Source organism: Micromonospora sp. CA-269861 (genome assembly GCF_050948505.1).
Taxonomy (GTDB): domain Bacteria; phylum Actinomycetota; class Actinomycetes; order Mycobacteriales; family Micromonosporaceae; genus Micromonospora.
Window position 1 is genome coordinate 6,941,022 of record NZ_CP192014.1, and the last position, 22,265, is coordinate 6,963,286.

Below are 22,265 nucleotides of genomic sequence, written 5' to 3' on the forward strand. Positions count from 1 at the left end.
CCTCTGCGAGGGGGTCCCCTGTTGACGCCGGGCGTCAACAGGGGACCCCTTCCGCAAATCCGGCGGTCGGTAGGGTGAACGGTATGAAGGTTGCTGAGCGCTTTGGTTCCGGTCACCGCGTCCTCGTCACCGGCGGAGCCGGCTTCGTCCCGTCGCACCTGGTGGATGCCCTGATCGCCAGAGGTTGCACGGTGGTGGCGCTCGACAACTTCGTGACCGGCTCGAAGGAGAACGTCGCTCACCTGCTGGACCGGCCGACCTTCACCCTCGTCGAGGCGGACATCTCCGACGGCCTGCCGACCCACCACCCGGCGCTGGCCGAGCGGTTCGACGCGATCCTGCACATGGCCTCTCCGGCCAGCCCCACCGACTTCGCCCACCTGCCGGTGGAGATCCTCCGGGTCGGGTCGGTCGGCACCCTGCACCTGCTGGAGCGTGCGGCCGCCGACGGCGCCCGGTTCCTGATGGCCTCCACCTCCGAGGCGTACGGGGACCCGAAGGAGCACCCGCAGCGGGAGACCTACTGGGGCAATGTCAACCCGATCGGGGTCCGCAGCGTCTACGACGAGGCGAAGCGCTTCTCCGAGGCCGCGACGATGGCGTACCACCGCTATCGCGGGCTCGACGCGGCGATCGTCCGGATCTTCAACACGTACGGCCCGCGGATGCGCCCGGACGACGGCCGCGCCATCCCCACCTTCATCTCCCAGGCGCTGCGCGGTGAGCCCATCACCGTGCACGGCACGGGCAACCAGACCCGGTCCATCTGCTTCGTCGAGGACCTGGTGCGCGGCATCCTGCTGCTGCTCGACTCGACCGAGACGGGCCCGGTCAACTGCGGCACCGAGCACGAGCTGACCATGCGGCAACTCGCCGAGTTGATCGTGTCGCTCTCCGACAGCACCTCGAAGGTGACCTATGTCACCCGCAGCTCCGATGACCCGGAGATGCGCCGCCCGGATCTCACGCTCGCTCGTGAGCTGCTCGGATACGAGCCGTCGGTCGCGCCCGAAGACGGCCTGCGACGCACGATCGAGTACTTCCGGACGCGGCTAGGGTAACCAGATCTTCGCGTACCGCCTGCCGCTGAGTGTCGCCTGAAGGCGGTGGTGGCTCCCGCTACGTACCCTGAGTTACATGTCCGCGACCTCGTCTGCCGGCGTTCCGCATCCGTTCCTGCACCGCAGCGCCGGGCGCGCGTCGGTGCCCGGCCCCGATCGGGGCGCCTCCGGGCGTGCCCGTCCGACCGAGGCGCGCTTCTACCCGTCGTACGACGAGGAGCAGCCTCGGTCCGGCGGCCCGGTGGGACCCACCGGGCCCGGCGGCCCGGGTGGCGCCGGTGGGCCGGGGCGGCGTGGCCCGCGGCCCCGCTGGGGTCGGATCGCCCTCGTGGCCGGGGTCGCGGTGCTGGTGCTGGCGCTGCTCGGCAGCGTCGGCGCCTGGCTGTACGCCCGCAACCTCAACAGTGACCTGGCCCGCACCGACCCGTTCGCGGAGATCACCGGTGGGCGGCCGGCCAAGACCGTCGACGGCGCGCTGAACATCCTGCTGGTCGGCAGCGACTCGCGGGACCCGGACGCGCCTGTCGACTCCAAGAGTCAGTGGCGCGCCGACACGATCATCGTCATGCACATCCCGGCCGACCACCAGGAGGCCTACCTGGTCTCCATCCCCCGGGACCTGTACGTGCCCATCCCGCAGAGCGCCGGCGCGGACTGCGGCTCCGGTTCGCGCGCGAAGATCAACGCAGCGTTCGCGTTCGGTGGACTGCCGCTGGCGGTACGCACCGTGGAGTGCTTCACCGACGTTCGGATCGACCACGTGATGGCGATCGACTTCGGCGGCTTCAAGGAGGTCACCGACGCCCTCGGCGGGGTGGACCTGAAGGTGGAGCGGACCATCACGTCGATCCACAAGCCGTACCGGACGTTCACCAAGGGCACCAACCACATGGACGGCGCCGAGGCGCTGGACTGGATCCGGCAGCGCAAGCAGTTCCCGGACGGGGACTTCGCCCGGATGCGGCACCAGCAGGAGTTTCTTCGGGCACTGATGGACAAGGCCGCCAGCACCGGCACGCTGGCGAACCCGAAGAAGCTCAACGACTTCCTCAAGTCGGTGACCGCGGCCGTAACCGTCGACCAGACTTTCTCGGTTACAGACATGGCGCTGCAGTTCCGTAACCTGCGCGGCCAGAACCTCACCTTCGTGACCAGCCCGAACTCGGGCAGCGACACGATCAACGGCGAGTCGGTGGTGGTATCGGACCGGGAGAAGGCCCTCGCGATGTACAAGGCCATGTCTGCGGACACGATGGCCGACTGGGTCAAGGCCAACCCGCCGAAGAGCAACGACGGCGGCTGACCGCCGCCCGGCGGGCACCAACCGTTCGGGTCATTGAGCGGCGACGATCGACTGAGTCTGGGAAATTCGACGTCCGGATTGACCCGGGATGAACTCGCCAAGTCGATTTGATGTACGTACAGTGGTGCCGCCCCCTCCTGATCACGAGCTGGAGCACGCATGCCGGTTCAGGCCAGTCGTCGCCCTCCTTCCCCCGGGTCCGCCGCCCCCAGCGGTCGAGTCGCCGCGGCCATCCCAGCGCAGGCACGCCCCTCGGGCGGCGGGCCGGGCTCACGCCCGCCCGGCAGCGGCGGTGGTGGCGGTGACGACCGCCCGGGTGGCGGTGGGTCGAAGAAGCGGAGCAAGCGCAAGGACCCGCTCTGGGCCAGGCTGACCGTGATCTTCGGTGCCGTGCTGATGCTGAGCAGCGGAGTGGCCATCGTCGGCAGCAAGGCGCTGATCGGGCAGGCGACAGGTGGCATCGCGAAGGGCAACCTGCTGGGTGACGCCGGCAAGTCCGACGCCGAGGGCGGCGCGAGCCTGGACGGCCCGATCGACATGCTGCTGCTCGGCGTGGACGCGCGGGAGCGCTGGGCCGCCGATGACGTCCGCTCGGACAGCATCATCATCCTGCACATTCCGGCCACGCACGACCAGGCGTACCTGATCTCGATCCCTCGGGACACCGAGGCGCAGATCCCGGCCTTCAAGAAAAGCGGCTACGGCGGCGGCAGCGGGAAGATCAATGCCGCGTTCCAGGCCGGTGCCGCCAACGGTGGCGGCTGGGAGGGCGGCGCCCAGTTGATGGCCCAGACGATCAAGCGGCTCACCGGGATCAGCTTCGACGGCGCGGCGATCATCAACTTCGGTGGCTTCAAGAACGTCATCGACACCCTGGGCACGGTGCGGATCTGTGTCACCCAGGAGGTCAAGTCGCTGCACATGTCGTACGTCGACGGCAAGCCGATGTGGAACGCGGATGCCAAGAAGACCGGCAAGCAGCGGACCCCGGTGGTGCACAAGAAGGGCTGCCAGGAGATGGAGGGTTGGGCAGCGCTCGACTACTCCCGGCAGCGCAAGACCCTTCGCAACGGCGACTACGACCGGCAGGCGAACCAGCAGCAGCTGATCAAGGCGATGGCCAAGAAGGCCACCGAGGGCGGGATGTTGTCCAACCCGGCCAAGATGAACAACCTGATCAAGGCGGCGGGCAAGGCGTTCGTGCTGGACACCGGCGGCGTGCCGATCGAGGATTTCATCTTCACCATGCGCGGGGTCACCGGCAACGAGCTGACCATGCTCAAGACCAACAACGGCACCTTCCACGCCAACGGCAACAACACCGAGGGCTTGAGCGAAGAGACGATGGCGATGTTCCGGGCGGTCAAGCAGGACAAGCTCGCCGAGTTCGTCTTCACCCACCCCGAGGTGATCTCCACCCGCAAGTAGGGCCGGTAGTCGCGGAAAGCCAGCGACGACCTCGTCACCGCCCGTAGCCTGACGTGAGCAGGTTTCACGTATCGGCTGCGGGGAGGCGGTCACGTCCAGGTGGGGACGGAACGCAGCGGGCCGGGCCGGAGCCCCGCCCGCCCGGTCGCCTCGCGCCCGTGGGTCGCGCATCCTGCTCGGCATCGGCCTCGCCCTCGTCCTGCTGGCGGGGCTCGCCGTGGCCGGGCTCAAGATGCTCAGCCACCGGTACGACCGCACGGTGACCAAGGAGCAACTGCTCGACGCCGACGCCCGCACCGACCGCACCGACCTGGACGGGCCGCTCAACTATCTCCTGGTCGGCTCCGACCGGCGCCCGGGCGACACCGGCCCCGACCAGCGCTCGGACACCATCCTCATCGTGCACGTCCCCGCCGGGCAGCGGGAGGCGTACCTGGTCTCCATCCCGCGTGACCTGCTCGTCGCCATCCCACCGGCGAACGGCTTCGGCGGCGGTCAAGACAAGATCAATGCGGCGTACGAGCACGGCGGCGGCGGGCAGGCCGGCGCACAACTGCTCTCCGCCACCCTGCACCGGCTCACCGGAATCCGCTTCGACGGCGCCGCGCTGATCGACTTCTCCGGCTTCCGGAAGGTCATCGACCTGCTCGGCGGGGTGGAGATGTGCGTGGACACCGAGGTCCGCTCGATCCACACCAACCGTGTCTTCCCCACCGGCTGCCACCAGATGGACGGCGCACAGGCGCTGGACTACGTCCGACAGCGCTACGACCTGCCCGGCGGTGACTACGACCGGCAGCACCACCAGCAGCAGCTGCTCCGGGCGATGCTGGACAGCGCCGGCCGGGCGGATCTGCGCAGCAACCCCGTCAAACTGGACCAGGTGCTCCGGGCGGTCGGCGGCTCGTTGACCGTCGACACCAACGGCGTACCCCTGGAGGACCTGCTCCTCGCGCTGCGCGCGCTGCCGCCCGACGGGATGCGCGGCGTCCAGGTGCCCTCCTCGCCGCAGACCATCGACGAGGTCTCGTACGTGGTGCTGGACAACGGGGGCAACGGGCTCTTCGAGGCGCTTCGCGGCACCCGGGTGCCGGCGTGGGCGCAGGCCAACCCCCGCTGGGTGACCCGGTTGTGACGGTGCCGACGGCCCGGTCGGTGCCGAACCGGGCCACAAGGATCTAGTGTTGCTTCCTGTGTTCGGACCCCAGGTTCCCACCGTGCCCGTGACCGAGATCGCCGACGAGACCTACCTGCTTGATGTGCGGGAGGACGACGAGTGGGCGGCCGGCCACGCGCCCACCGCCCACCACCTGCCGATGATGGAGCTGCCGGCCCGGCTGGCCGAGGTGCCCACCGACCGGGAGGTGGCGGTCGTCTGCCGTTCCGGCGGGCGTTCCGCCCAGGTGGTCGCCTACCTGATCAACAACGGCTGGGAGCAGGTGCGCAACGCCGACGGCGGGATGCGCCAGTGGGCTGCGGTCGGCCGACCGGTGGTCGACGCGAACGGGCAGCCCGGTCAGGTCATCTGAGGCCGGCGGAATGGGCGGGCCACTGGTCTTCGCGCATCGCGGCGCCTCGTTCGACCTACCCGAGCACACCCTCGCCGCGTACCTGCGCGCCCTCGACGAGGGCGCGGACGGCCTGGAGTGCGACGTCCGGCTGACCCGGGACGGGCACCTGGTCTGTGTGCACGACCGACGACTCGACCGCACCAGCAACGGTCGCGGGCTGGTCAGCGCGCGTACGCTCGCCGAGCTGGACGCCCTGGACTTCGGCTCGTGGCACCCGGGCAGCGCGCCGGACGGCGACCTGCCGCCGGACGAGTCGCACACCCGGCTGCTGACCCTGGCCCGGCTGCTGGACGCGGTGCTCGCCGCCGGTCGGCCGGTCCGGCTGCTGGTCGAGACGAAGCACCCGTCCCGATACGGGTCGAACGTGGAACGGCGACTGGTCAGCCTGCTGCGCCGGTACGGGCTGGCCGACCCGGCGCCGGACGACCCGGTGCAGGTCACCGTCATGTCGTTCTCCCCACTGGCGGTCCGGCGGGTGCGCGAGTTGGCACCGACGCTGCCCACCGTGCTGTTGCTGGAGGTGTTGCCGCGCTGGTTGCGGCTGGGTCGGCTGCCGTTCGGCACCCGGATCGCCGGGCCGGGCATCGGCCTGGTCCGGGCCCGCCCGCAGCTGCTGCCGGCACTGCGTGCGGCCGGCAACCAGGTGTACGTCTGGACGGTCAACGAACCGACCGACCTGGAACTGGTGCTGGCCGCCGGGGTGGACGGGATCATCACCGACCGGCCGGCGTACGCCCTCGCCCGGCTGGACCGCTGACCCCATCGGCCGGGCGGGGGTGCCCAAAACCGGGTCGGCGGGGCAGACTCGGCACATGCCGGAGCGTATCGATTTCCCCGCTCTCATCGCCGGCCACACCGTCGTCATCGAGATGATCAATTCTGGGGACGCGGGCCTGCCGGTCCTCGCCCAACTGCTCCGGGTGGCCCAGCCGGCGCTCGGCGCGACCGGGATGGCGTTCGTCGAGTTCGGTCCGACAGGTGGTCGCGTCATCGCCGCCACAGGCGCGGCGGAGTGGGCCCTCGGTCGACCGTTGGCGGTCGACGACCCGGACACCGTCTGCCTGCTCTCCGGGCCACGGGTACGCCAGGTGCGGGTGGGCGACCTCAACGGCAAGCTGGCCGGCGAACTGGCCGGCAGCGGCCTGCGCCGGATGGCGGTCTCCCGGGCCGAGATCGGCGGTCACACAGTCGGCAGCCTGCACGCGCTCTATCCGGGCGATGACGAGCCGAGCGCCGAGCAGCAGGGGGTGGTCGCCTACCTCGCGTCCTGCGTCGCGCACATGTACGGCGACCAGAGTGGCCTGCCGGTGCACGGCGACGGCCCGGTGGTGGCGGCTCTCGCCGACGGGCTGGCCGTCGTCGACCGGGACGGGCACGTCCGACTCTGGAACCCGGCCGCCGCCCAGGTCACCGGCCGGACGGTCGAGCAGGCGCTGAGCCGCCCGCTGCCGTTCCCGCTGCCGCCCTCCGGGCAGGTCCGGGACCACCGGATGCCGGACGGCCGCTGGTTGCGGATCACCTCCGGTGAGCTGCCCGGCCCGGGCACGTTGCGGGTGGTCACCTTCCGCGACATCACCGACCAGCAGCGCCGCGACCACGACCGGGAGCTGTTCGTCGCGGTGACCAGCCACGAGCTGCGCACCCCGGTCACCGTCATCAAGGGGTACGCGGACACCCTCACCGACCACTGGGAGTCGCTGACCGAGGTCGACCGACGCCAGGCGGCCCGGGTGATCGGGCAACGCGCCAACGAGCTGGCCCGGTTGGTCGACCGTCTCCTCAGCTCGGCGGCCGAGGTGGGGCCGGGCGACGACCCTCCCACGCCGTTCGACCTCGGCGAGGCGCTGCGCTCCGCCGTGGTGGACCTGCCTGCCGAGCTGCGTCGCCGGCTGGTGCTCCGTCTCCCGAGCGATCTGCCCAAGGCGCTCGGTCACCGACCCAGCCTGGCCACCGTGCTGACCGAGTTGACGACCAACGCCGGTAAGTACTCGGCACCGGAATCACCCATCGAGATCACCGCCTCGGGTGACGGTCAACTGGTGGCGTTCCGGGTCAGCGACCAGGGCATCGGCATCCGACCCGAGCACGTGGAACGGGCGTTCGACAGGTTCTGGCAGGGCGAGTCCGGCGACCGTCGCGGTTATCCGGGGGCCGGGCTCGGCCTCTATCTCGTCCGCCGGATCGTTGAACAGCAGAATGGATGGGTATCCCTACGTCCGAGGACCGGCGGCGGTACGGTCGCAGAGGTGCGGCTACCACGCGGTTGACCAGGGGTGGCGCGACGTGGAGGCGACGGTGGCAGCGGCAGCGAGGGATCGAGCCTGGTGCGTGGTGGTTCCCCACCACCCGGGCGGAGCACGGCTGGCCCGACACCGGCTCGCCGCTGAGCTGGCGGACGTCGTACCCCCGACGCTCCTCGCGGACCTGATCGCGGTGCTCGCGGAGCTGGTGGGCAACGCGGTGCGGCACGCCAGACCTCTGCCCGGCGGCGTGATCCGGGTTGCCTGGCGGCTCCGCCCCTCGGCCGACGGCGCACTGATCCAGTTGCGGGTCACCGACGGCGGCGGCGCGAGCACCGGGCCACGGCTCCGGACGGCCAGCCCGGACGCGGCGGACGGGCGCGGACTGCACATCGTGGCCGGCCTGGCCACCCGTTGGGGCGTCGAGCAGGACGGCATGGGCCAGCGCGTCTGGGCGGAGTTCGACCCGGCGCCGGCACCCCGACCGGCCCTGGTGCCAGCGGGCTGAGTCGGCTCGGGCGGGTCCCGGCCACGGCGAACCGCTCGGGGCTCTAGGCTGTGACGCCGTGAGTAAGCGTCGAAAGAGCCAGCGCACCGCCGCCGACACCACCCCCCGCCGCGACAAGGTACGGGACGTCTTCGTGCCGCGTCCGTTCGACGGGCTGGTCGACGAGTCCGAGTGGATCGCGATGCGCGAGTTGGTGCCCGCCGCGTCCGCCCCGCTGCGGCTGGCGCCCGCCCTGGTCGAGGAGTTCGGTGACCGGGCGGCGACGCTCGCCACGGTGCTGCCGATGGCCGCCCCGGCGATCAGCAAGCCGGACGGCCGCGTGCTCATCGGTCTCCAGCGCCACCAGCAGTCCGGCGACGTCTCCCGGGACCTGGCCGACGCGTTGCTCAGCGCGCTGCGCAGCGAGCCCGGTGGCCAGGTGGCCGTGCCGCCACTGCCCGGGCCCGGGCCGCGTCTGCAGGACATCCTCGTGGACGGTCCACTGGACATCACCATGCACGACGGCTTCGACTTCTGGCTCGACCCCGGGGCCGCCGACGATCCGACCGTCCAGGCGTCCCTGGAGCGCGCGAACGCGGCCATCTACCCGACGGTGCGGCTGACCGCGGCGAAGGCCGCGTACTGGTGTCAGGTCCCGGAGAAGGCCCACGTGCGCTGGGTCCTACCCGAGGACGAGGACGCGGCACTCGACGCGCTGGCCCGACTCGGCGCGGCCGGCACGCTGACGCTCGGCGAGCGGACCAAGTTCGCCGGCATGTTCCGCGCGCACGGTCGACTCGTGCCGGTCTGGGACCTGCCGGAGGAGACCCCGGCGGCCGAATGGGAGGAGCCGGTGGCGCAGTTCGCCAAGCGGTACGCGGAGGCGCTCACCGTCACCGAGCCACTCGACGCCGCCGGCCGTCGGGCCCGTCAGGGGCTGCTCGGCCGCCAGCTCACCCTGCGCTGAGCCGGACCGCCCCGATCACCCCGCGACGGGTAGCGGGTCGCGGGTGATCGGGCAGGACATGCAGCGCGGTCCGCCCCGACCGGAGCCCAGCTCCGAGCCGGCGATCGGGATCACCTCGATGCCGGCCCGCTCCAGTTGGGCGTTGGTCTCGGTGTTGCGCTCGTAGCCGACGCAGAGCCGAGGGGCCAGCGCGAGAGTGTTGTTGCCGTCATCCCACTGCTCGCGTTCCGCGGTGACCGGATCCAGCCCGGTGTCGATGACCCGGAGCAGGTCGAGGTCCATCGCGTCGGCGGCGGCCCGCAGGAAGGGCGCCGGCCCGTCCACCCGCGGGTCCTCGCCGTCCGCGCCGGCGATCACCGTGTACGCGGACAGCGTGCTCGCGATGTTGGGATACATCAGGACGGCGTCCACGTCGACCATCGTGCACACGGTGTCCAGGTGCATGGTGGCGCGTTTCTGGGCGATCGGCACCACCAGGATGGTGTGGGCCAAGCCGGCGGCGAAGACCTGGCGGCCGAGGCGTTCGGCGCCGGCCGGGGTCGTCCGCTCGCCCACCCCGACCGCCAGCACCCCGGGTGCGAGCAGCAGCACGTCCCCGCCCTCCAGGTGCTCAAGGCTGGGACGGTAGACGAACTCGGTGCCGGCGAAGCGGGGGTGGTGGCGGTAGATGGCGTCGGTCAGGGTGGTCTCGCGGCGGCGGGCCGGCATGGCCAGGCTGGTGACACCGACCCGGTCGCCGATCCAGAGCGACGAGTCGCGGGTGAACAGCAGGTTGGGCAACGGATCGATGACGAAGTCGTGTCGGTCCATCAGCGTGTAGACCAGCCCGCCCGGTCGCTCCGAGCTGATCCGCAGCTCCTCGTGGGCCAGCCCGGCGGTGAGCACGTCAGCCAGGGCTGCCGGGTCCAGGTAGGAGAGGTGGTCGGCGACGCGGGCGCGCAACGTGTCGCCGAGCCGCCGCGAGCGCAGCACCTCCTCGGTGAGTTCGGCCCGGGCGTCCGCGACGGCAAGCGTCTCGGCCAGCAGGGTGGCCAGGTAGAGCACCTCGACGCCGCGCTCGCGCAGGGCGGCGGCGAACGCGTCGTGCTCCTCCTGGGCACGCCCCACCCACGGGATCGCGTCGAACAGGAGCGAGTCGTTGTTGCGTGGGGTGAGCCGGGCCAGTTCGGGGCCGGGCCGGTGCAGCAGTACCGTGCCGAGCCGGCCGACTTCGCTGTCGACGTAGTGGGTCACTCCCGCAGCGTAGGGCAGGGTTTAGCGGCATCCGAGAAAAGAACTGTGGATGAATATGGCATTCATCCACAGTCACTCCGGCGCTTCGGCTTGCCGAACACCGGTAGTGGCAACGTAGGGTAGTGAGGACATAACTTCGAGGGACCTTTTGCCGGAGGTCGCGATGACTGTCTTTCCCGCACGACGAGCCGTACCGTCCGCTCGGGCACTGCCGCCCGTCGCGGTGCCACACCCCCGCGTCGAGGCGCCGGGGGTTCTCGAACCGGTCCGTCCGACACCGCTCGAATGGGCCCGCCGCCGTCGGGCCGAGCGAGGTGCACGCCGCCTGGAGGCGGCCGGGGCACGGGCGCTGGGCCAACTCGACCATCTCGGGCCAGCCTGGCATGTGATCGAGTGGCCACGCACCGACGTGACAGACGTCCTCGACCGCGGTCAGGACGACCGGGCCGGGTTCCTCGCCATCGGGCCGAGCGGCCTCTTCGCCGTGACCATCGCCGACCACGGCCGGGCCCGCGTGCTCGTCGCCGGAGACGTGGTGCAGATCAACGGCAAGCGGCCCCCGTACGTGGCCGAGTCCCGCCGGGATGCCAAGCGGGCCAGCAAGGCGCTCTCCGACGCGGTGGGGCTGCCCGTTCCGGTGACGCCGGTGCTGACCTTCGTCGGCTCCGGCGTGATCAGCGTCTACGGGCTTCCGAAGGACTGTCTGATGGCCACCCACCGGGAACTGGACCGGCTGCTCGTGGCCGGTGGCAGCCGGATCAGCCCCGCCACCGCCGAGAAGCTTTCCCGGGTCGCACAGCACCCCGGCACCTGGCTGAACGGCACGTACCGTCCAACCGCCGACTACCGGTGGTACGACGAGGGCCGAACGGCCGCTGACAAGCCGGCCCACCACCGGTAACGTCACTGGCGACGCCACGCGGCTCCGGTCCCCCCGTTCACCTCACCGGTCTCCGCGCCGTCACCGGTCGCCTCGGTTCACGCTGCGCGCCCCGGTGACCCGGTGCGCTCGGTGATTCCGTCGGCGACCCGCTAGCGTGGACAGTCGATCGGTGCACATAGGAGGCGCGGTGGCCCACGTCGAACTTTCGCTCTCGGAAGCGTTCGTGCCGGCGGCGCGGGCCTCGACAGAGCCGGAGTCCGACAACGTCGGCCAATGGTCGTCGACAGTCTCCCGGGCCGATGAGCCGTGTCTGCTGATCGACGCTGACACCCGGGTGGTGGCGATCTCCACGGCCGGCTGCGAGCTGCTGTGCCTCGGTGAGCCGGCCGGGCTGATCGGGCGACCGCTGCTCGACGGCGGGCTGCGCCTGCTCGACTTCACAGCCAACCGGGGCGAGCTGACCGAGGCCGAGATCGACAAGATCCCGCCCCTGCTGGCGCTCTCCTCCGGCCGACTCGCCCGTGGGTTACTCCGGGTGCAGGCCGCCTCGATGAACAGCTCCGACGCGACAGTCGACGCGATCTCCACCCCGCTGCTCACCGAGGGCACCGTCGCCGGCTCGCTCACCTTCTTCTCCGAGGTCTGACCTGCGGCGGAGTGTGTCCTTCGCCGCACGCGGCGTTGCCCGGGTGGGCCCGCACGAACGCCGTAGTGTGCCCTCATGCTCGATATCGCACTGCTGCCGGGGGAATACGCTGTGTGCCGACTGGCCGCCGGCACCACCCTGCCGTACGCGCTGTCGAGCGGGCTGCGCGGCGCGGACGTGGTGACGGTGAGCTGGACCTCCGACGGGATCTCCGTGATCTGCCCGACCGACCGGGCGCCAGCGCAGGCCGTGGTGGAGACCACCTGGCGCTGCCTACGGGTGACCGCCCCGGTGGCGCTGGCCGGCACCGGCGGCCTGGCCGCGCTCGTCGACCCGCTCGCCGAGGCACGGGTCAGCGCCGTCACGTTCTCCACGTTCGACACCGACTACCTGCTGGTGCCGACCGTCCGGCTGACCGAGGGCACCGCAGCGCTCCAGCGCGCCGGGCACCGCGTCACCGGCTGACCTTCACCCGATCGGCCGCTCACCCTACGATGGGCTCGGCCACCCCGGCCGCGACGAATTCTCCGATGTCCCGAGGATCGGCCCGTGCCGTTCACCCCAGCCCACCCCGCGTCCCCCTCACCGCGGGCGACGATTCACACCCCACCGTCGACTCGCGGCCGGGCAGCCGACCGCGTTCCTGCACGCACCATCGCCCGGGTCCTGCCGATGGCGCTCGCCGCCGCCGCGTTGGCCGGCTGCGGCGCCCCACCGGGGCTCGGCGAGCCGACCAGTGTGCCCACCCACACCGCGGCGCCGACGCCGTCCGGCCCGAGCACCGCACCCACGACCCCGCCGACCATCACACCGTCTCTCGGTACGGTCACGCCCACCCCGGACGCCGGGTTGGTCGCGACAGCCTGCCGCAACGGGCCGACCGGGCAGCGGGTGCTGCAACTGTTGCGCGGCCGGGCCGGAGTGCTGCCGGCGAACGTCCGGGTCCAGGTCCGCACCGGTCCGCTCTGTGCCGCCGACTGGCAGTTCACCGTGCTGACGGTGACCGGGCACGAGGAACTCCAGGTGATCACCCGGGGCAAACCCAGCTCCCCGGTGCTGGTGACCGCCGGTACCGACGTCTGCACCATCGAGGTACGCGCCACCAGCCCGGCCGGTATCCGCGCCCTCGCCTGCGACGCCGGCCCGGCAAACCAACCGGTTGCGTAGGCTGATCGGCATGCCGGGAACACCGCCGACACGTTTCGTCTACCTCGGGCCGGAGGGCACCTTCGCCGAGCAGGCGCTGCGCTCCGTACCCGCCGCCGAGCGCGGCACCCGTACGCCCGCGCGCAGTGTCGGAGAGGCGCTGGACAACGTCCGAGACGGCGACGCCGACGCCGCGCTGGTGCCACTGGAGAACTCGATCGGCGGCGCGGTGGGCGTCACGCTCGACGAGATGGCCGAGGGCGAGCCGTTGGTGATCACCCGGGAGGTGATCCTGGCGGTGGAGTTCGTGCTCGCCGCGCGGCCCGGCACCTCGCTGACGTCGATCCGTACCGTGGCGGCCCATCCACAGGCGTCCACCCAGTGCCGAGGCTGGCTGCGCGACCACCTGCCCGACGCCGTGGTGGTCGACGTGCTCTCCAACGGCGCGGCCGCCGCCGGTGCCGGCACGGGTGAGTACGACGCGGCGATCTGCGCACCGATCGGAGCCTCCCGGCACCGACTCACGACACTCGCCGACAAGATCGCCGATCACCCCGACGCGGTGACCCGGTTCGCGCTGGTGTCCCGCCCCGGGCCGCCACCGCCGCCGACCGGTGACGACCTCACCTCGCTCGCGGTCTACATCGCCCACGACCGGGTCGGCGCGCTGCTGTCCGTGCTGATGGAGTTGGCCGTCCGTGGGGTCAACCTGACCCGGATCGAGTCCCGTCCGACAGGCGAGGCGCTGGGCCGCTACGTCTTCTTCCTGGACTGCACCGGCCACGTGGCCGACGTACGCCTGGGCGAGGCGTTGCAGGGGCTCCGCCGGGTCTGTGCCGACGTCCGCTTCCTGGGCTCCTACCCACGGCACCGGTGGGCCGAGGTGGCAGGCGAACGCCCGGTGCCCGCGCCGGCGGGCCTCTCCGACGTCGACTACGCCGACGCGGCGGCCTGGCTGACCCGACTGCGTAGCGGTGAGCTGACCTGACCGGGCGGGGCGCCCCGGAGAGTGGAGCGCCCGCCCGCTGCGGTCAGCTCAGCAGACCGCCGAGCAGACCGCCCTCCTGCTGCTGCTGGCCACTGCCCATCACCGGCGGCTCCTCGGACGGCTGCACCACCACGAAGCCCTGACCGGCGAAGCTCATGGTGAACGACTCACCGGTGCGGCGACCGAGCAGTGTGCCGAGGCCAAGCTGCTCGGCCCGGTGGTAGCCGGTCTGGAGGTTGGCCGACCAGCAGACCGCGGCCTGCGGGTCGACGTACGTCGGGGCGTCCACGTTGAGCACGACCGGGGTGCCCTTGGTGGTGATGGCGATCCGCCCGTAGCCGCTGAACACACAGTTGAAGAGACCGGACGAGGACGCCATCCCGGCGCCGCCGACCATCCTGATGTCGTACTGGAGGGTGGAGTCGAAGGCGAGCACGCTGGAGCCGTTGATGGACAGGGCGTCGCCCGGCTCCAGGTCAATGATGTGCACGTCCTTGGCCAGCTCCGCGAGGAAGACGTCACCCTGGCCGGAGACCTTCATCAGCGGGACACCCTCGCCGGTGAGCTTCTGCTTGAGGAACTTGCCGAGCCCGCCTGAGCCCAGCGCCTGGAACTGCACGTTCCCCTGGTAGGCGACCATCGACCCGACCCGGGCCATCGCCTCGCCGTTGAGCTCGATCTTCAACATCTTGGAGTTCTGCAACCGCATGCCGGGCTGCGCGGACTCCTTCTCCAGATTCTCCGCGGAGAACAGCTCGCTGCGCATGAAAGGGCCTCCTGAATAGGGTCGCGTTCGCTGCACCGACGGTAGGCGACCTCGGCAAGCACCGCCCATCGGTCGCGCGGCGTGGCGCGGGTGGCGGAGCGCGGCGCGGGCGGCGGGGCCTCAGCCCCAGCGGAGCGCGGCGCGGGCGGCGGGGCTTCAGCCCCAGCCGAGCGCGTGCAAACGCGCGTCGTCGATGCCGAAGTGGTGGGCGATCTCGTGCACGACTGTCACCGCCACCTCGTCGATGACGTCCTCGTCGTCGTCGCAGATCCGCAGGATCGGATGGCGGTAGATGAAGATCCGGTCGGGCAGCACCCCGGAGTAGTCCCAACCGCGCTCGGTGAGCGCATGCCCCTCGTAGAGGCCGAGCAGGTCGACCTCTCCCGGTGGCGGGTCGTCCTCGACCAGGATCACCACGTTGTTCATCAGGCCGAGCAGTTCTTCGGGCACCTCGTCGAGGGCTTCGCCGACCAACTCCTCGAAGCGCTCACGGCTCATCTCCACCGGCACCTCGCCCATTGTGCCCGACGCGGCGGCACGCGACCCGGTCCCTGCTTGACGACCGTGCCGCGCACCATGCCGGTGGCGTGCACCGCCGTCACCCGTACATGCACGGAAGAAGCGACCACCCGGGACCGGGCGGAGGCTCCTTCCGTGGACGTACGGAGTGCGTCGGCTGGCTCAGGCAGCCAGGCGGGCGCTGAGGGTGATCTCGGCACCCGGCGAGAGCAGGCGGGAGATCGGGCAGTTGGCCTTGGCGGCCTCGGCGAGCTTCTGGAACTCCGCGTCGTCGATGCCCGGGACCTGGCCGACCGTCTCCAGGTCGATCCGCGTCACGGTCATGCCGGCGTCGGTCTTGTCCAGGTGCACCTTGGCGGTGGTCTCGACCGAGGTGGCCGTCGAGCCCGCGTCGGCAAGCGCCTTGGAGAACGCCATCGAGAAGCAGCCGGCGTGCGCGGCGGCGATCAGCTCCTCGGGGTTGGTGCCCTCACCCTCCTCGAAGCGCGACTTGAAGGAGTAGTTGCCGGACAGGCCGCCCTTACCGGTGCGGACGGTGCCCGCGCCCTCGGTGAGGTTGCCCTGCCACTGTGCTGAAGCGGTACGGATTGGCATGAGGCAAACGCTAGCGGAAAGGCGACCGCCGAGCGACAGACCGGCGCGCTCGCCAGCCCTGCGATCCCTGTCACCACCAGCTTGCTGTGCCATGATGCGATCCAGGTCCGTGACCGGCGGAAGGGTGGCCGATGTCCGAGGAGCTTCCAATCCCGCGGCAGGGCGACCGATCCGAGGCCCCGGCCGTGATCGAGTGGGATGCCGGCGACCCGGCCCCGCGACGCCGGTTCGCGTGGTCCCTGGTCGACGTCGCGCGGGATCCTCGGCTGCCCCTGTTGCTCGCCGGTCTGGGCGCGGTGGCCGCGGTCGCCTCGCTGGTCGGTGAGTGGCTGGTGATGAGCCTGCCGAACGGCGGGCCCGAGGGGAACACGACGATCGAGGTGCCCGCCGGGGTGGCCGAGGTTGGTGGCTTCGGGGTCGGCTACCTGGTCGGGCTTCTCGCCCTCGTCTGCACCGTGGCGCTGGCGTTGCGCGGCACGGCGGGCGTACGGCCCAACGCCCGGCTGGCCGGCCTCACCATGGCCGGTGCCCTGCTGGCGCTGCTGGTGGCGGCCACGGCCAGCCTCGACAACCCCGGCCAGCGGAACTTCTTCTACTCGCCCCAGGACGGCTTCCAGGTCGAGTACGGCCGTGGGCTGGTGATGGCGTTCGCCGCCTGTGTGCTGTTCGCGGCCGCCCTGCGGCTGGCACCCGCCGCGCCCCTCGGCGCGTTCGCCGGGCCACCCGACGATGACCGGCCCGCCGACGCGCCAGCACCACACCCCTGGCGCCGCCGCCGCAACCCCGACCCGATCGAGGACGGCCTCCCCGCCCCAGCCGACCTGACGGTCACCCCCGCCGCCCCCTTCGCCCGCCCCGACCCCCAGCCCTAGCCCTAGCCCTAGCCCCACTTCGGCGATCTTGCAGTTGCTGTCCCGACAAACGGTGCATAACACGCAGAACCGCGACCGAAAGTGCAAGATCGCGGGGGAGGCGCGCGGGGAGCCGGGGACATCTCACGGGTGCCCGGGGTTGGCGTCCGATTCGCCTGGAAGCCATGGATGCGACCCGTTCCGCGAGGTACGGTTGCTGCCCGCCGTCACGCCGGGCCTCGGTTTCCTTGGCAGTGGCAGGTGCGACGGCGGCGGGCGAAGGAGGAACGATGACCCGCCCCGGACTGCCCAAGTTGATCGCGACCGACCTCGACGGGACGCTGGTCCGCAGCGATGACACAGTCTCCGCGTACACCCATGGGGTGCTCGACCGGGTGCGCGCCGCCGGAATTCCGGTGGTCGGCGCGACCGGACGCGGCCCTCGGTTGACCGAGTTGACCCGCAACGACATCCGCGCCGCCGACTTCCTGGTGATGGCCGGCGGTGGGCGGGTGGTCGACCAGAGCGACCCGAGCGGCCCGGTGGTGCTCCGCGACGAGCGGCTGCCCGCCGAGGTGCTGGCCCGGCTGCTCGCCGACCTGGAGGCGGCTGTCGGCCCGCTGACCGTGATGGTCGAGGCGTCCGACGAGCACGACGCCCCGCTGTGGGGCGACTACCACGAGAGCTGGCCCTACCAGGACCGCTTCGAGGCCCGCACTCGCGACGAGTGCCTCGCCTGCGACGTGATCAAGGCCTTTGCCCGGACCGCCGACCACCACGTGGACGAGCTGCTGGCGGTGGCCCGCCGGATCGTCCCGCCGCAGGTCGCCACGCTCACCCAGGCCGGGCTCGGCTTCATCGAGATCTGCCCGCCCGGCGTGGACAAGGCGACCGGGCTGACCGTGGTGGCGCAGACCCTCGGGGTCGACCCGGCCGACGTGCTGGTCTTCGGTGACATGCCCAACGACCTGCCGATGTTCGAGTGGGCCGGCTGGTCGCGGGTGGCGGTGGCCAACGCGCACCCCGATCTGCGTGCGGTCGCCGACGAGGTGACCTTGCGCAACGACGACGACGGGGTGGCGGTGTATCTGGACCGGCTACTGTCCCGGTAATGGGAGACACGCCCCGCCTCATCGCCACCGACATCGACGGCACGCTGATCCGCGACGACCACACCGTCAGCCCACGCACCGCCGACCTGCTCGCGCGGATCTCCGCGCGAGGCACGCCCGTCGTCCTGGTCACCGGCCGTCCGGTCCGCTGGCTCAAGATGGTGTACGACCAGCTCGCCCGGCCGCTGCCGGCGGTCTGCGCCAACGGCGCAGTGGTCTACGACCCGTTCGAGGACGAGGTGGTGCGGGCCGACCCGCTCGCACCGCACCACCTGGCCGAGGTGGCCCGGAGGCTACGGGCCGAGGTGCCCGGGATCAGCTTCGCCGTGGAGATCCTGGACAGCCGGGAAATGCGGCACGAGGCGCACTACCCGCTGCGCTGGGATGCCGACGCCAACGGCATCAGGCCGATCGCGACGCCTGAGGAGCTGCTCTCGGTTCCGGCGGTGAAGCTCCTCGCCCGAGCCGGCGAGCAGGACCCGGACGCCTTCGCCGAGCTGATCGCCACGGCGGTGGCGGGGTTGGCCGAGGCCACGCACTCGTCGTCCTCGGGGCTTGTGGAGATCTCCGCGGCCGGGGTGACCAAGGCGGCAGGGCTGGCCTGGTACTGCGATCAACTCGGGGTGGCCGCGGCGGACGTGCTGGCCTTCGGCGACATGCCCAACGACGTACCGATGCTGACCTGGGCCGGGCGTGGCGTGGCGGTGGCCAACGCGCACCGCGCCGTCCTGGCGGTCGCCGACGACGTGACGACGGCGAACACCGAGGACGGCGTGGCGGCGTACCTGGAGAAGATCTTCGGGGTGGACTGAGGTCAGAGGTACTGACCGGTGTTGTGACCCTCGCCGCCGCCCGGCTGGCCGATGCCCGGCATCCCGGGGACGACCCCGCCGGGACCGCTGGGCAGCGCCTGCCGGCCGCCGCGCATCTGCTCCAGCTGCACCCGGGCGGCCATCTGCTGGGCCACCAGGGCCGCCTGGATGCCGTGGAACAGGCCCTCCAGCCAGCCGACGAGCTGGGCGTGCGCGATCCGCAGCTCGCCCTCGCTGGGGGCCTTGTCCTCGGCGAAGGGCAGCGAGATGCGCTCCAGCTCGTCGCGCAGCTCGGGGGCGAGCCCCTCCTTGAGCTCGACGATCGACCGCTCGTGGATCTCCCGCATCCGGTTGCGGCTGGCGTCGTCGAGGGGTGCGGCCTTCACCTCCTCCAGCAACTGCTTGATCATGCTGCCGATCCGCATCACCTTGGCCGGCTGTTCGACCAGGCGGGTCGGGTCCTCACCCTGGCCATCGTCGGTCTGCATCGTGCCGATCGGCCGGCCGTCCGGGCCGACCACCACAACGGTGCCGGGGTGGCCGGAGTCGTCGGGGCCGGGCTCGTCGTTCTGTCCAGCGGAGCGCGCTTCGGTCATGGGGTCCATCTTTACCCAGCGGGCGCGAGCCATGCCGCCCGGGACCGACTCCCGGGGCCGAACCACCCGGGCGGGGCGCGCTACCGTCGGCGCCATGCCTGTCGACCCGCGCGCCGTGCTGACCCGGCCCGCACCGGAGCCCGACCGGACCGTGGCGTACGGGGACGACCCGGATCAGGTAGCCGATCTGCGCCTCCCGGCGGGAACCGGGCCGGCACGGCCGCTGGTCGTCGTCCTGCACGGCGGGTTCTGGCGGGCCGAGTACGACCGGCGGCACACCGGCCCGTTGGCCGCCGCCCTCGCCGCCGCGGGCCACCCGGTGGCGCAGCTGGAATACCGCCGCACCGGGCAGCCGGGAGGTGGTTGGCCCGGCACCCTGACCGACGTACTGACCGGGGTGGCCGAGCTGCCCGCGCTGGCGGCCGAGGCGCTGCCCGGCCGGGTGAGCCCGGCCCCGCCGATCCTGGTCGGCCACTCCGCCGGTGGCCATCTGGCGCTGTACGTGGCGGCCACCGCCCCGGCGACGGTGAGCGGGGTGCTCGCCCTGGCCCCCGTCGCCGACCTGGGCGAGGCGTACCGGCGAGATCTGGACTCGGGCGCGGTCGCCGCGCTGCTCGGCGGCGGCCCAACGCAGGTCCCGGACCGGTACGCGGCTGCGGATCCACGGATGTTGGTACCGATACGGACACGCACGGTAGTTGTCCATGGCTCGGACGATCATCAGGTGCCGGCGGAGATGAGCCGTGATTTCGTCGCGGAGGCTCGTGCCGCAGGTTCCGATATTTCCCTTGTTGAACTGCCTGGATGCGAGCATTTCGGGCTGATCGACCCGGAGTCCGTCGCCTGGCCTCAGGTCCTTGCTGTGTTGCGGTCCCTGCACGATGATCACTAGCCATTGACGCAGCGTCGCGGACCAGGTAGAACGCCGGAGGGGCGGTGTTCGGCCCTGCAACGCTTCCGTGGAAGGAACTCGGTGTCACAGATGAATCGCAGGCGGGCGCTCCAACTGTTGGCCGCGCTCGGTACCACCGGGTTCGTCGCCGCGTGCGGCTCCGACAGTGACGCCGAACCGACCGCCGACCGCAGCCCGGTGAAGATCGGTTTGATCACGCCGCAGGCCGGTGGTTTCAAGAGCATCGGCGACGACATCACCAATGGCTTCCAGCTCTTCCTGGACCTGCACGACCAGCGGTTGGGCGGCCACCCGGTGGAGCTGCTGACCGCCGACGAGGGCGACACCGCGAAGACGGGCAAGGCCGCCGTCGAGGGCCTGCTCAAGCAGGGCGTGCTGGCGCTCACCGGCGTGGTCAACTCGGCGGTGATGATCGGCATCCGGGACACCGTGGAGCAGGCCCGGGTCCCGCTGATCGGCTCCAACGCCTCACCGAGCAGCCTGCAGAGCGTCTTCTACATCTGGCGGACCTCGTACGTGCTCGACGAGGCCGGCCGGGCGCTGGGCCGCTACCTGCGCGACCAACTGCCGGCGAACGGCCGCGTCGCGATCATCATGCCGGAGAACGTCGGCAGCTCGGACGTGGTCCGCGGCTTCCGGCAGGAGTTCGGCGCGAGCGACCCCCGGATTCGCGACGAGGAGACGTACACCAACGCCACCTCCAACCCCGGCAAGACGACGTACGCGTCGGACATCACCAAGGCGCTGGCCAAGAAGCCCACTGCGGTCTTCTGCTTCTTCGCCGGGGCGGCCGCGGTGGAGTTCATCAAGCAGCTGCGCGAGAAGTTCGCCGGGCCGATCTACGCGCCCGGCTTCCTCACCGAGGGCAACGTGCTGGAGAACCTGAAGGACAACGCGCTGGGCATCCAGACCGCGCTGAACTACTCGGCCGACCTGAACAACACGTCGAACCGGGTCTTCGCCTCGGCGTACCGCAAGAAGTACCAGGTCACCCCCACCACGTACGCGATGGCGTCGTACGACGCGGCGCAGGTGCTCGACCAGGCCATCCAACTGGCCGGTGGGAAGCCCACGCCGCAGCAGGTCAACCTGGCCCTGGGCAAGATCGGCCAGATCGACAGCCCGCGCGGCATCTGGCAGTTCAACCAGCCGCGTACCCCGCAGCAGAAGTGGTACCTGCGCGAGGTGCAGCGCGACGGTCAGGTCATGTCGAACGTGCTGATCAACGAGCTGGCCACGCTGGGCTGAACGCCCGGAGCACGATTCGGGGCCGGTCTCCCAGTGGGAGGCCGGCCCCGAGACGTTCGCCTGTCAGTGCCGCAGCTCGGCGATGCAGCACTTCACGCTGCCGCCGCCCTTCTTCAGCTCGGCCAGCTCGACGGGGACGGGGGTGTACCCCGCCGCCTTGAGCTTGCCCGCCAGGCGGGTGGCCTCGCTGTTGAGCACCACGTTCGCGCCGTCGCTGACCAGGTTGAGCCCGAAGGCCATCGCGTCCTCGTCGTCGGCGATCACCGCGTCCGGGAAGAGTTGGGTGAGCACCCGCTGGCTGGCCGCCGAGAACGCGCCCGGGAAGTAGACGACGTTCGCGTCGTCGAGGGCCGCGAGCGCCACGTCCAGGTGGTAGAAGCGGGGGTCGATCAGGCGCAGCGACACCACCGGACGGCCCAGCGCCTCCTGCGCCTCCGCGTGCGCCGGGAGCTCGGTGCGGAAGCCGTGCCCGGCCAGGATGAGGCCACCGTGCGCCTCCGGCACGTACGCGAAGTCGCCCTCACCCTCGTTCGTCTCGCCGGGTGCGATGAACCGCCAGCCCTGCGCCTCGTAGAAGGCGTGGTGGGCGGCGGCCTCGGCGGCCCGCTGCTCGTGCTTGAACCGGGCGCCGTAGACGCTGCCGTCCACCACGAAGCCGCCGTTGGCGGCGTAGACCATGTCGGGCAGGCCCTGCTCGGGGGTGAGCAGGTGCACCTCGTGGCCGAGGCCGACAAGCGTCTCGCGCAGCCGGTCCCACTGCTTGACGGCCAGGTCCCGGTCGACCGGGGTGGTCACGTCCATCCACGGGTTGATCGCGTACTCGACCGCGAAGTACTCCGGCGAGCACATGAGATATGTCCGCTTTCGCGGGAAACGCTGCTGGTTCACGGTCACCAAGAGT

Annotated in this window: 25 protein-coding genes; 19 read left to right on the plus strand and 6 right to left on the minus strand. The window is 71.3% G+C overall.

The window, feature by feature from the left end; genetic code table 11:
- The first annotated feature begins 83 nt into the window (after positions 1-83).
- From ACQP0U_RS31985 to ACQP0U_RS32025, 9 genes are all read left to right on the plus strand, one after another.
- Positions 84-1,061 (plus strand): NAD-dependent epimerase/dehydratase family protein, encoded by a 978-nt coding sequence (locus tag ACQP0U_RS31985; RefSeq protein WP_433314396.1) that lies wholly within the window; start codon positions 84-86, stop codon positions 1,059-1,061.
- Positions 1,062-1,137: 76 nt separating this feature from the next.
- Positions 1,138-2,364: an LCP family protein gene (locus ACQP0U_RS31990; protein ID WP_433314399.1), complete on the plus strand. Its 1,227-nt coding sequence runs from the start codon at positions 1,138-1,140 to the stop codon at positions 2,362-2,364.
- 159 nt (positions 2,365-2,523) lie between these two features.
- Positions 2,524-3,792 carry an LCP family protein gene (locus ACQP0U_RS31995; protein ID WP_433314402.1) on the plus strand — a complete coding sequence of 423 codons (1,269 nt, stop codon included), beginning with the start codon at positions 2,524-2,526 and terminating at the stop codon, positions 3,790-3,792.
- Positions 3,793-4,024: 232 nt separating this feature from the next.
- Positions 4,025-4,927 carry an LCP family protein gene (locus ACQP0U_RS32000; RefSeq protein WP_433321325.1) on the plus strand — a complete coding sequence of 301 codons (903 nt, stop codon included), beginning with the start codon at positions 4,025-4,027 and terminating at the stop codon, positions 4,925-4,927.
- Between the two features lie 58 nt (positions 4,928-4,985).
- Complete coding sequence (locus ACQP0U_RS32005; RefSeq protein ID WP_030487745.1) at positions 4,986-5,321, plus strand: rhodanese-like domain-containing protein; 336 nt, start codon at positions 4,986-4,988, stop codon at positions 5,319-5,321.
- A gap of 10 nt (positions 5,322-5,331) precedes the next feature.
- Positions 5,332-6,120 (plus strand): glycerophosphodiester phosphodiesterase, encoded by a 789-nt coding sequence (locus ACQP0U_RS32010; RefSeq protein WP_238670004.1) that lies wholly within the window; start codon positions 5,332-5,334, stop codon positions 6,118-6,120.
- A gap of 55 nt (positions 6,121-6,175) precedes the next feature.
- Positions 6,176-7,630: an ATP-binding protein gene (locus tag ACQP0U_RS32015; protein ID WP_433314403.1), complete on the plus strand. Its 1,455-nt coding sequence runs from the start codon at positions 6,176-6,178 to the stop codon at positions 7,628-7,630.
- Positions 7,631-7,691: 61 nt separating this feature from the next.
- Entirely contained in the window at positions 7,692-8,111 is a 420-nt protein-coding gene (locus ACQP0U_RS32020) for an ATP-binding protein (protein WP_433321328.1), read from the plus strand.
- A gap of 58 nt (positions 8,112-8,169) precedes the next feature.
- Complete coding sequence (locus tag ACQP0U_RS32025; RefSeq protein ID WP_433314405.1) at positions 8,170-9,057, plus strand: DUF5926 family protein; 888 nt, start codon at positions 8,170-8,172, stop codon at positions 9,055-9,057.
- Between the two features lie 15 nt (positions 9,058-9,072).
- On the opposite strand, the gene ACQP0U_RS32030 is transcribed toward ACQP0U_RS32025, so the two are convergent.
- Positions 9,073-10,290, minus strand: a complete 1,218-nt coding sequence (locus ACQP0U_RS32030) for an arginine deiminase (protein ID WP_357348526.1) — start codon at positions 10,288-10,290, stop codon at positions 9,073-9,075.
- 163 nt (positions 10,291-10,453) lie between these two features.
- Between ACQP0U_RS32030 and ACQP0U_RS32035 the strand changes: the two genes are divergently transcribed.
- From ACQP0U_RS32035 to pheA, 5 genes are all read left to right on the plus strand, one after another.
- Entirely contained in the window at positions 10,454-11,191 is a 738-nt protein-coding gene (locus ACQP0U_RS32035) for a hypothetical protein (RefSeq protein ID WP_433314408.1), read from the plus strand.
- A gap of 169 nt (positions 11,192-11,360) precedes the next feature.
- Complete coding sequence (locus tag ACQP0U_RS32040; RefSeq protein ID WP_433314411.1) at positions 11,361-11,819, plus strand: hypothetical protein; 459 nt, start codon at positions 11,361-11,363, stop codon at positions 11,817-11,819.
- 75 nt (positions 11,820-11,894) lie between these two features.
- On the plus strand, positions 11,895-12,284 hold the full coding sequence (locus tag ACQP0U_RS32045; protein ID WP_433314414.1) for an ACT domain-containing protein: 390 nt from the start codon (positions 11,895-11,897) through the stop codon (positions 12,282-12,284).
- An 84-nt stretch (positions 12,285-12,368) separates the two neighbouring features.
- A complete protein-coding gene (locus ACQP0U_RS32050; protein WP_433314416.1) occupies positions 12,369-12,986 on the plus strand; it encodes a hypothetical protein in 618 nt (205 codons plus the stop codon).
- A gap of 10 nt (positions 12,987-12,996) precedes the next feature.
- On the plus strand, positions 12,997-13,953 hold the full coding sequence (pheA, locus tag ACQP0U_RS32055; RefSeq protein ID WP_433314419.1) for a prephenate dehydratase: 957 nt from the start codon (positions 12,997-12,999) through the stop codon (positions 13,951-13,953).
- A 43-nt stretch (positions 13,954-13,996) separates the two neighbouring features.
- Here pheA and ACQP0U_RS32060 read toward each other — a convergent pair whose 3' ends face one another.
- The 3 genes from ACQP0U_RS32060 to ACQP0U_RS32070 all read right to left on the minus strand — a co-directional run bounded on the left by ACQP0U_RS32060 (position 13,997) and on the right by ACQP0U_RS32070 (position 15,832).
- The gene (locus tag ACQP0U_RS32060; protein ID WP_030487734.1) at positions 13,997-14,719 is read right to left on the minus strand and encodes an AIM24 family protein; all 723 of its coding nucleotides are present in this window, start codon (positions 14,717-14,719) and stop codon (positions 13,997-13,999) included.
- A 156-nt stretch (positions 14,720-14,875) separates the two neighbouring features.
- Positions 14,876-15,223 carry a metallopeptidase family protein gene (locus ACQP0U_RS32065; RefSeq protein WP_357348693.1) on the minus strand — a complete coding sequence of 116 codons (348 nt, stop codon included), beginning with the start codon at positions 15,221-15,223 and terminating at the stop codon, positions 14,876-14,878.
- A gap of 177 nt (positions 15,224-15,400) precedes the next feature.
- Positions 15,401-15,832 (minus strand): OsmC family protein, encoded by a 432-nt coding sequence (locus tag ACQP0U_RS32070; protein WP_130405704.1) that lies wholly within the window; start codon positions 15,830-15,832, stop codon positions 15,401-15,403.
- A gap of 131 nt (positions 15,833-15,963) precedes the next feature.
- Here ACQP0U_RS32070 and ACQP0U_RS32075 point away from each other — a divergent pair, with 131 nt between their 5' ends.
- The 3 genes from ACQP0U_RS32075 (at position 15,964) to ACQP0U_RS32085 (ending at position 18,607) form a co-directional block, all read left to right on the plus strand.
- Complete coding sequence (locus tag ACQP0U_RS32075; protein ID WP_433314422.1) at positions 15,964-16,704, plus strand: hypothetical protein; 741 nt, start codon at positions 15,964-15,966, stop codon at positions 16,702-16,704.
- A 269-nt stretch (positions 16,705-16,973) separates the two neighbouring features.
- Entirely contained in the window at positions 16,974-17,795 is an 822-nt protein-coding gene (locus ACQP0U_RS32080; RefSeq protein WP_433314425.1) for an HAD family hydrolase, read from the plus strand.
- The gene (locus tag ACQP0U_RS32085; protein ID WP_433314428.1) at positions 17,795-18,607 is read left to right on the plus strand and encodes an HAD family hydrolase; all 813 of its coding nucleotides are present in this window, start codon (positions 17,795-17,797) and stop codon (positions 18,605-18,607) included. The genes ACQP0U_RS32080 and ACQP0U_RS32085 overlap by 1 nt, the downstream gene beginning before the upstream one ends.
- A gap of 2 nt (positions 18,608-18,609) precedes the next feature.
- Here ACQP0U_RS32085 and ACQP0U_RS32090 read toward each other — a convergent pair whose 3' ends face one another.
- Positions 18,610-19,212: a bacterial proteasome activator family protein gene (locus ACQP0U_RS32090; protein WP_433314431.1), complete on the minus strand. Its 603-nt coding sequence runs from the start codon at positions 19,210-19,212 to the stop codon at positions 18,610-18,612.
- A gap of 85 nt (positions 19,213-19,297) precedes the next feature.
- Here ACQP0U_RS32090 and ACQP0U_RS32095 point away from each other — a divergent pair, with 85 nt between their 5' ends.
- Together ACQP0U_RS32095 and ACQP0U_RS32100 are read left to right on the plus strand one after the other, a co-directional pair.
- Positions 19,298-20,095: an alpha/beta hydrolase family protein gene (locus tag ACQP0U_RS32095; RefSeq protein WP_433314434.1), complete on the plus strand. Its 798-nt coding sequence runs from the start codon at positions 19,298-19,300 to the stop codon at positions 20,093-20,095.
- A gap of 81 nt (positions 20,096-20,176) precedes the next feature.
- A complete protein-coding gene (locus ACQP0U_RS32100) occupies positions 20,177-21,364 on the plus strand; it encodes an ABC transporter substrate-binding protein (RefSeq protein WP_433314437.1) in 1,188 nt (395 codons plus the stop codon).
- A gap of 63 nt (positions 21,365-21,427) precedes the next feature.
- Here ACQP0U_RS32100 and ddaH read toward each other — a convergent pair whose 3' ends face one another.
- A complete protein-coding gene (gene ddaH, locus ACQP0U_RS32105; protein ID WP_433314439.1) occupies positions 21,428-22,213 on the minus strand; it encodes a dimethylargininase in 786 nt (261 codons plus the stop codon).
- Positions 22,214-22,265: the final 52 nt, after the last annotated feature.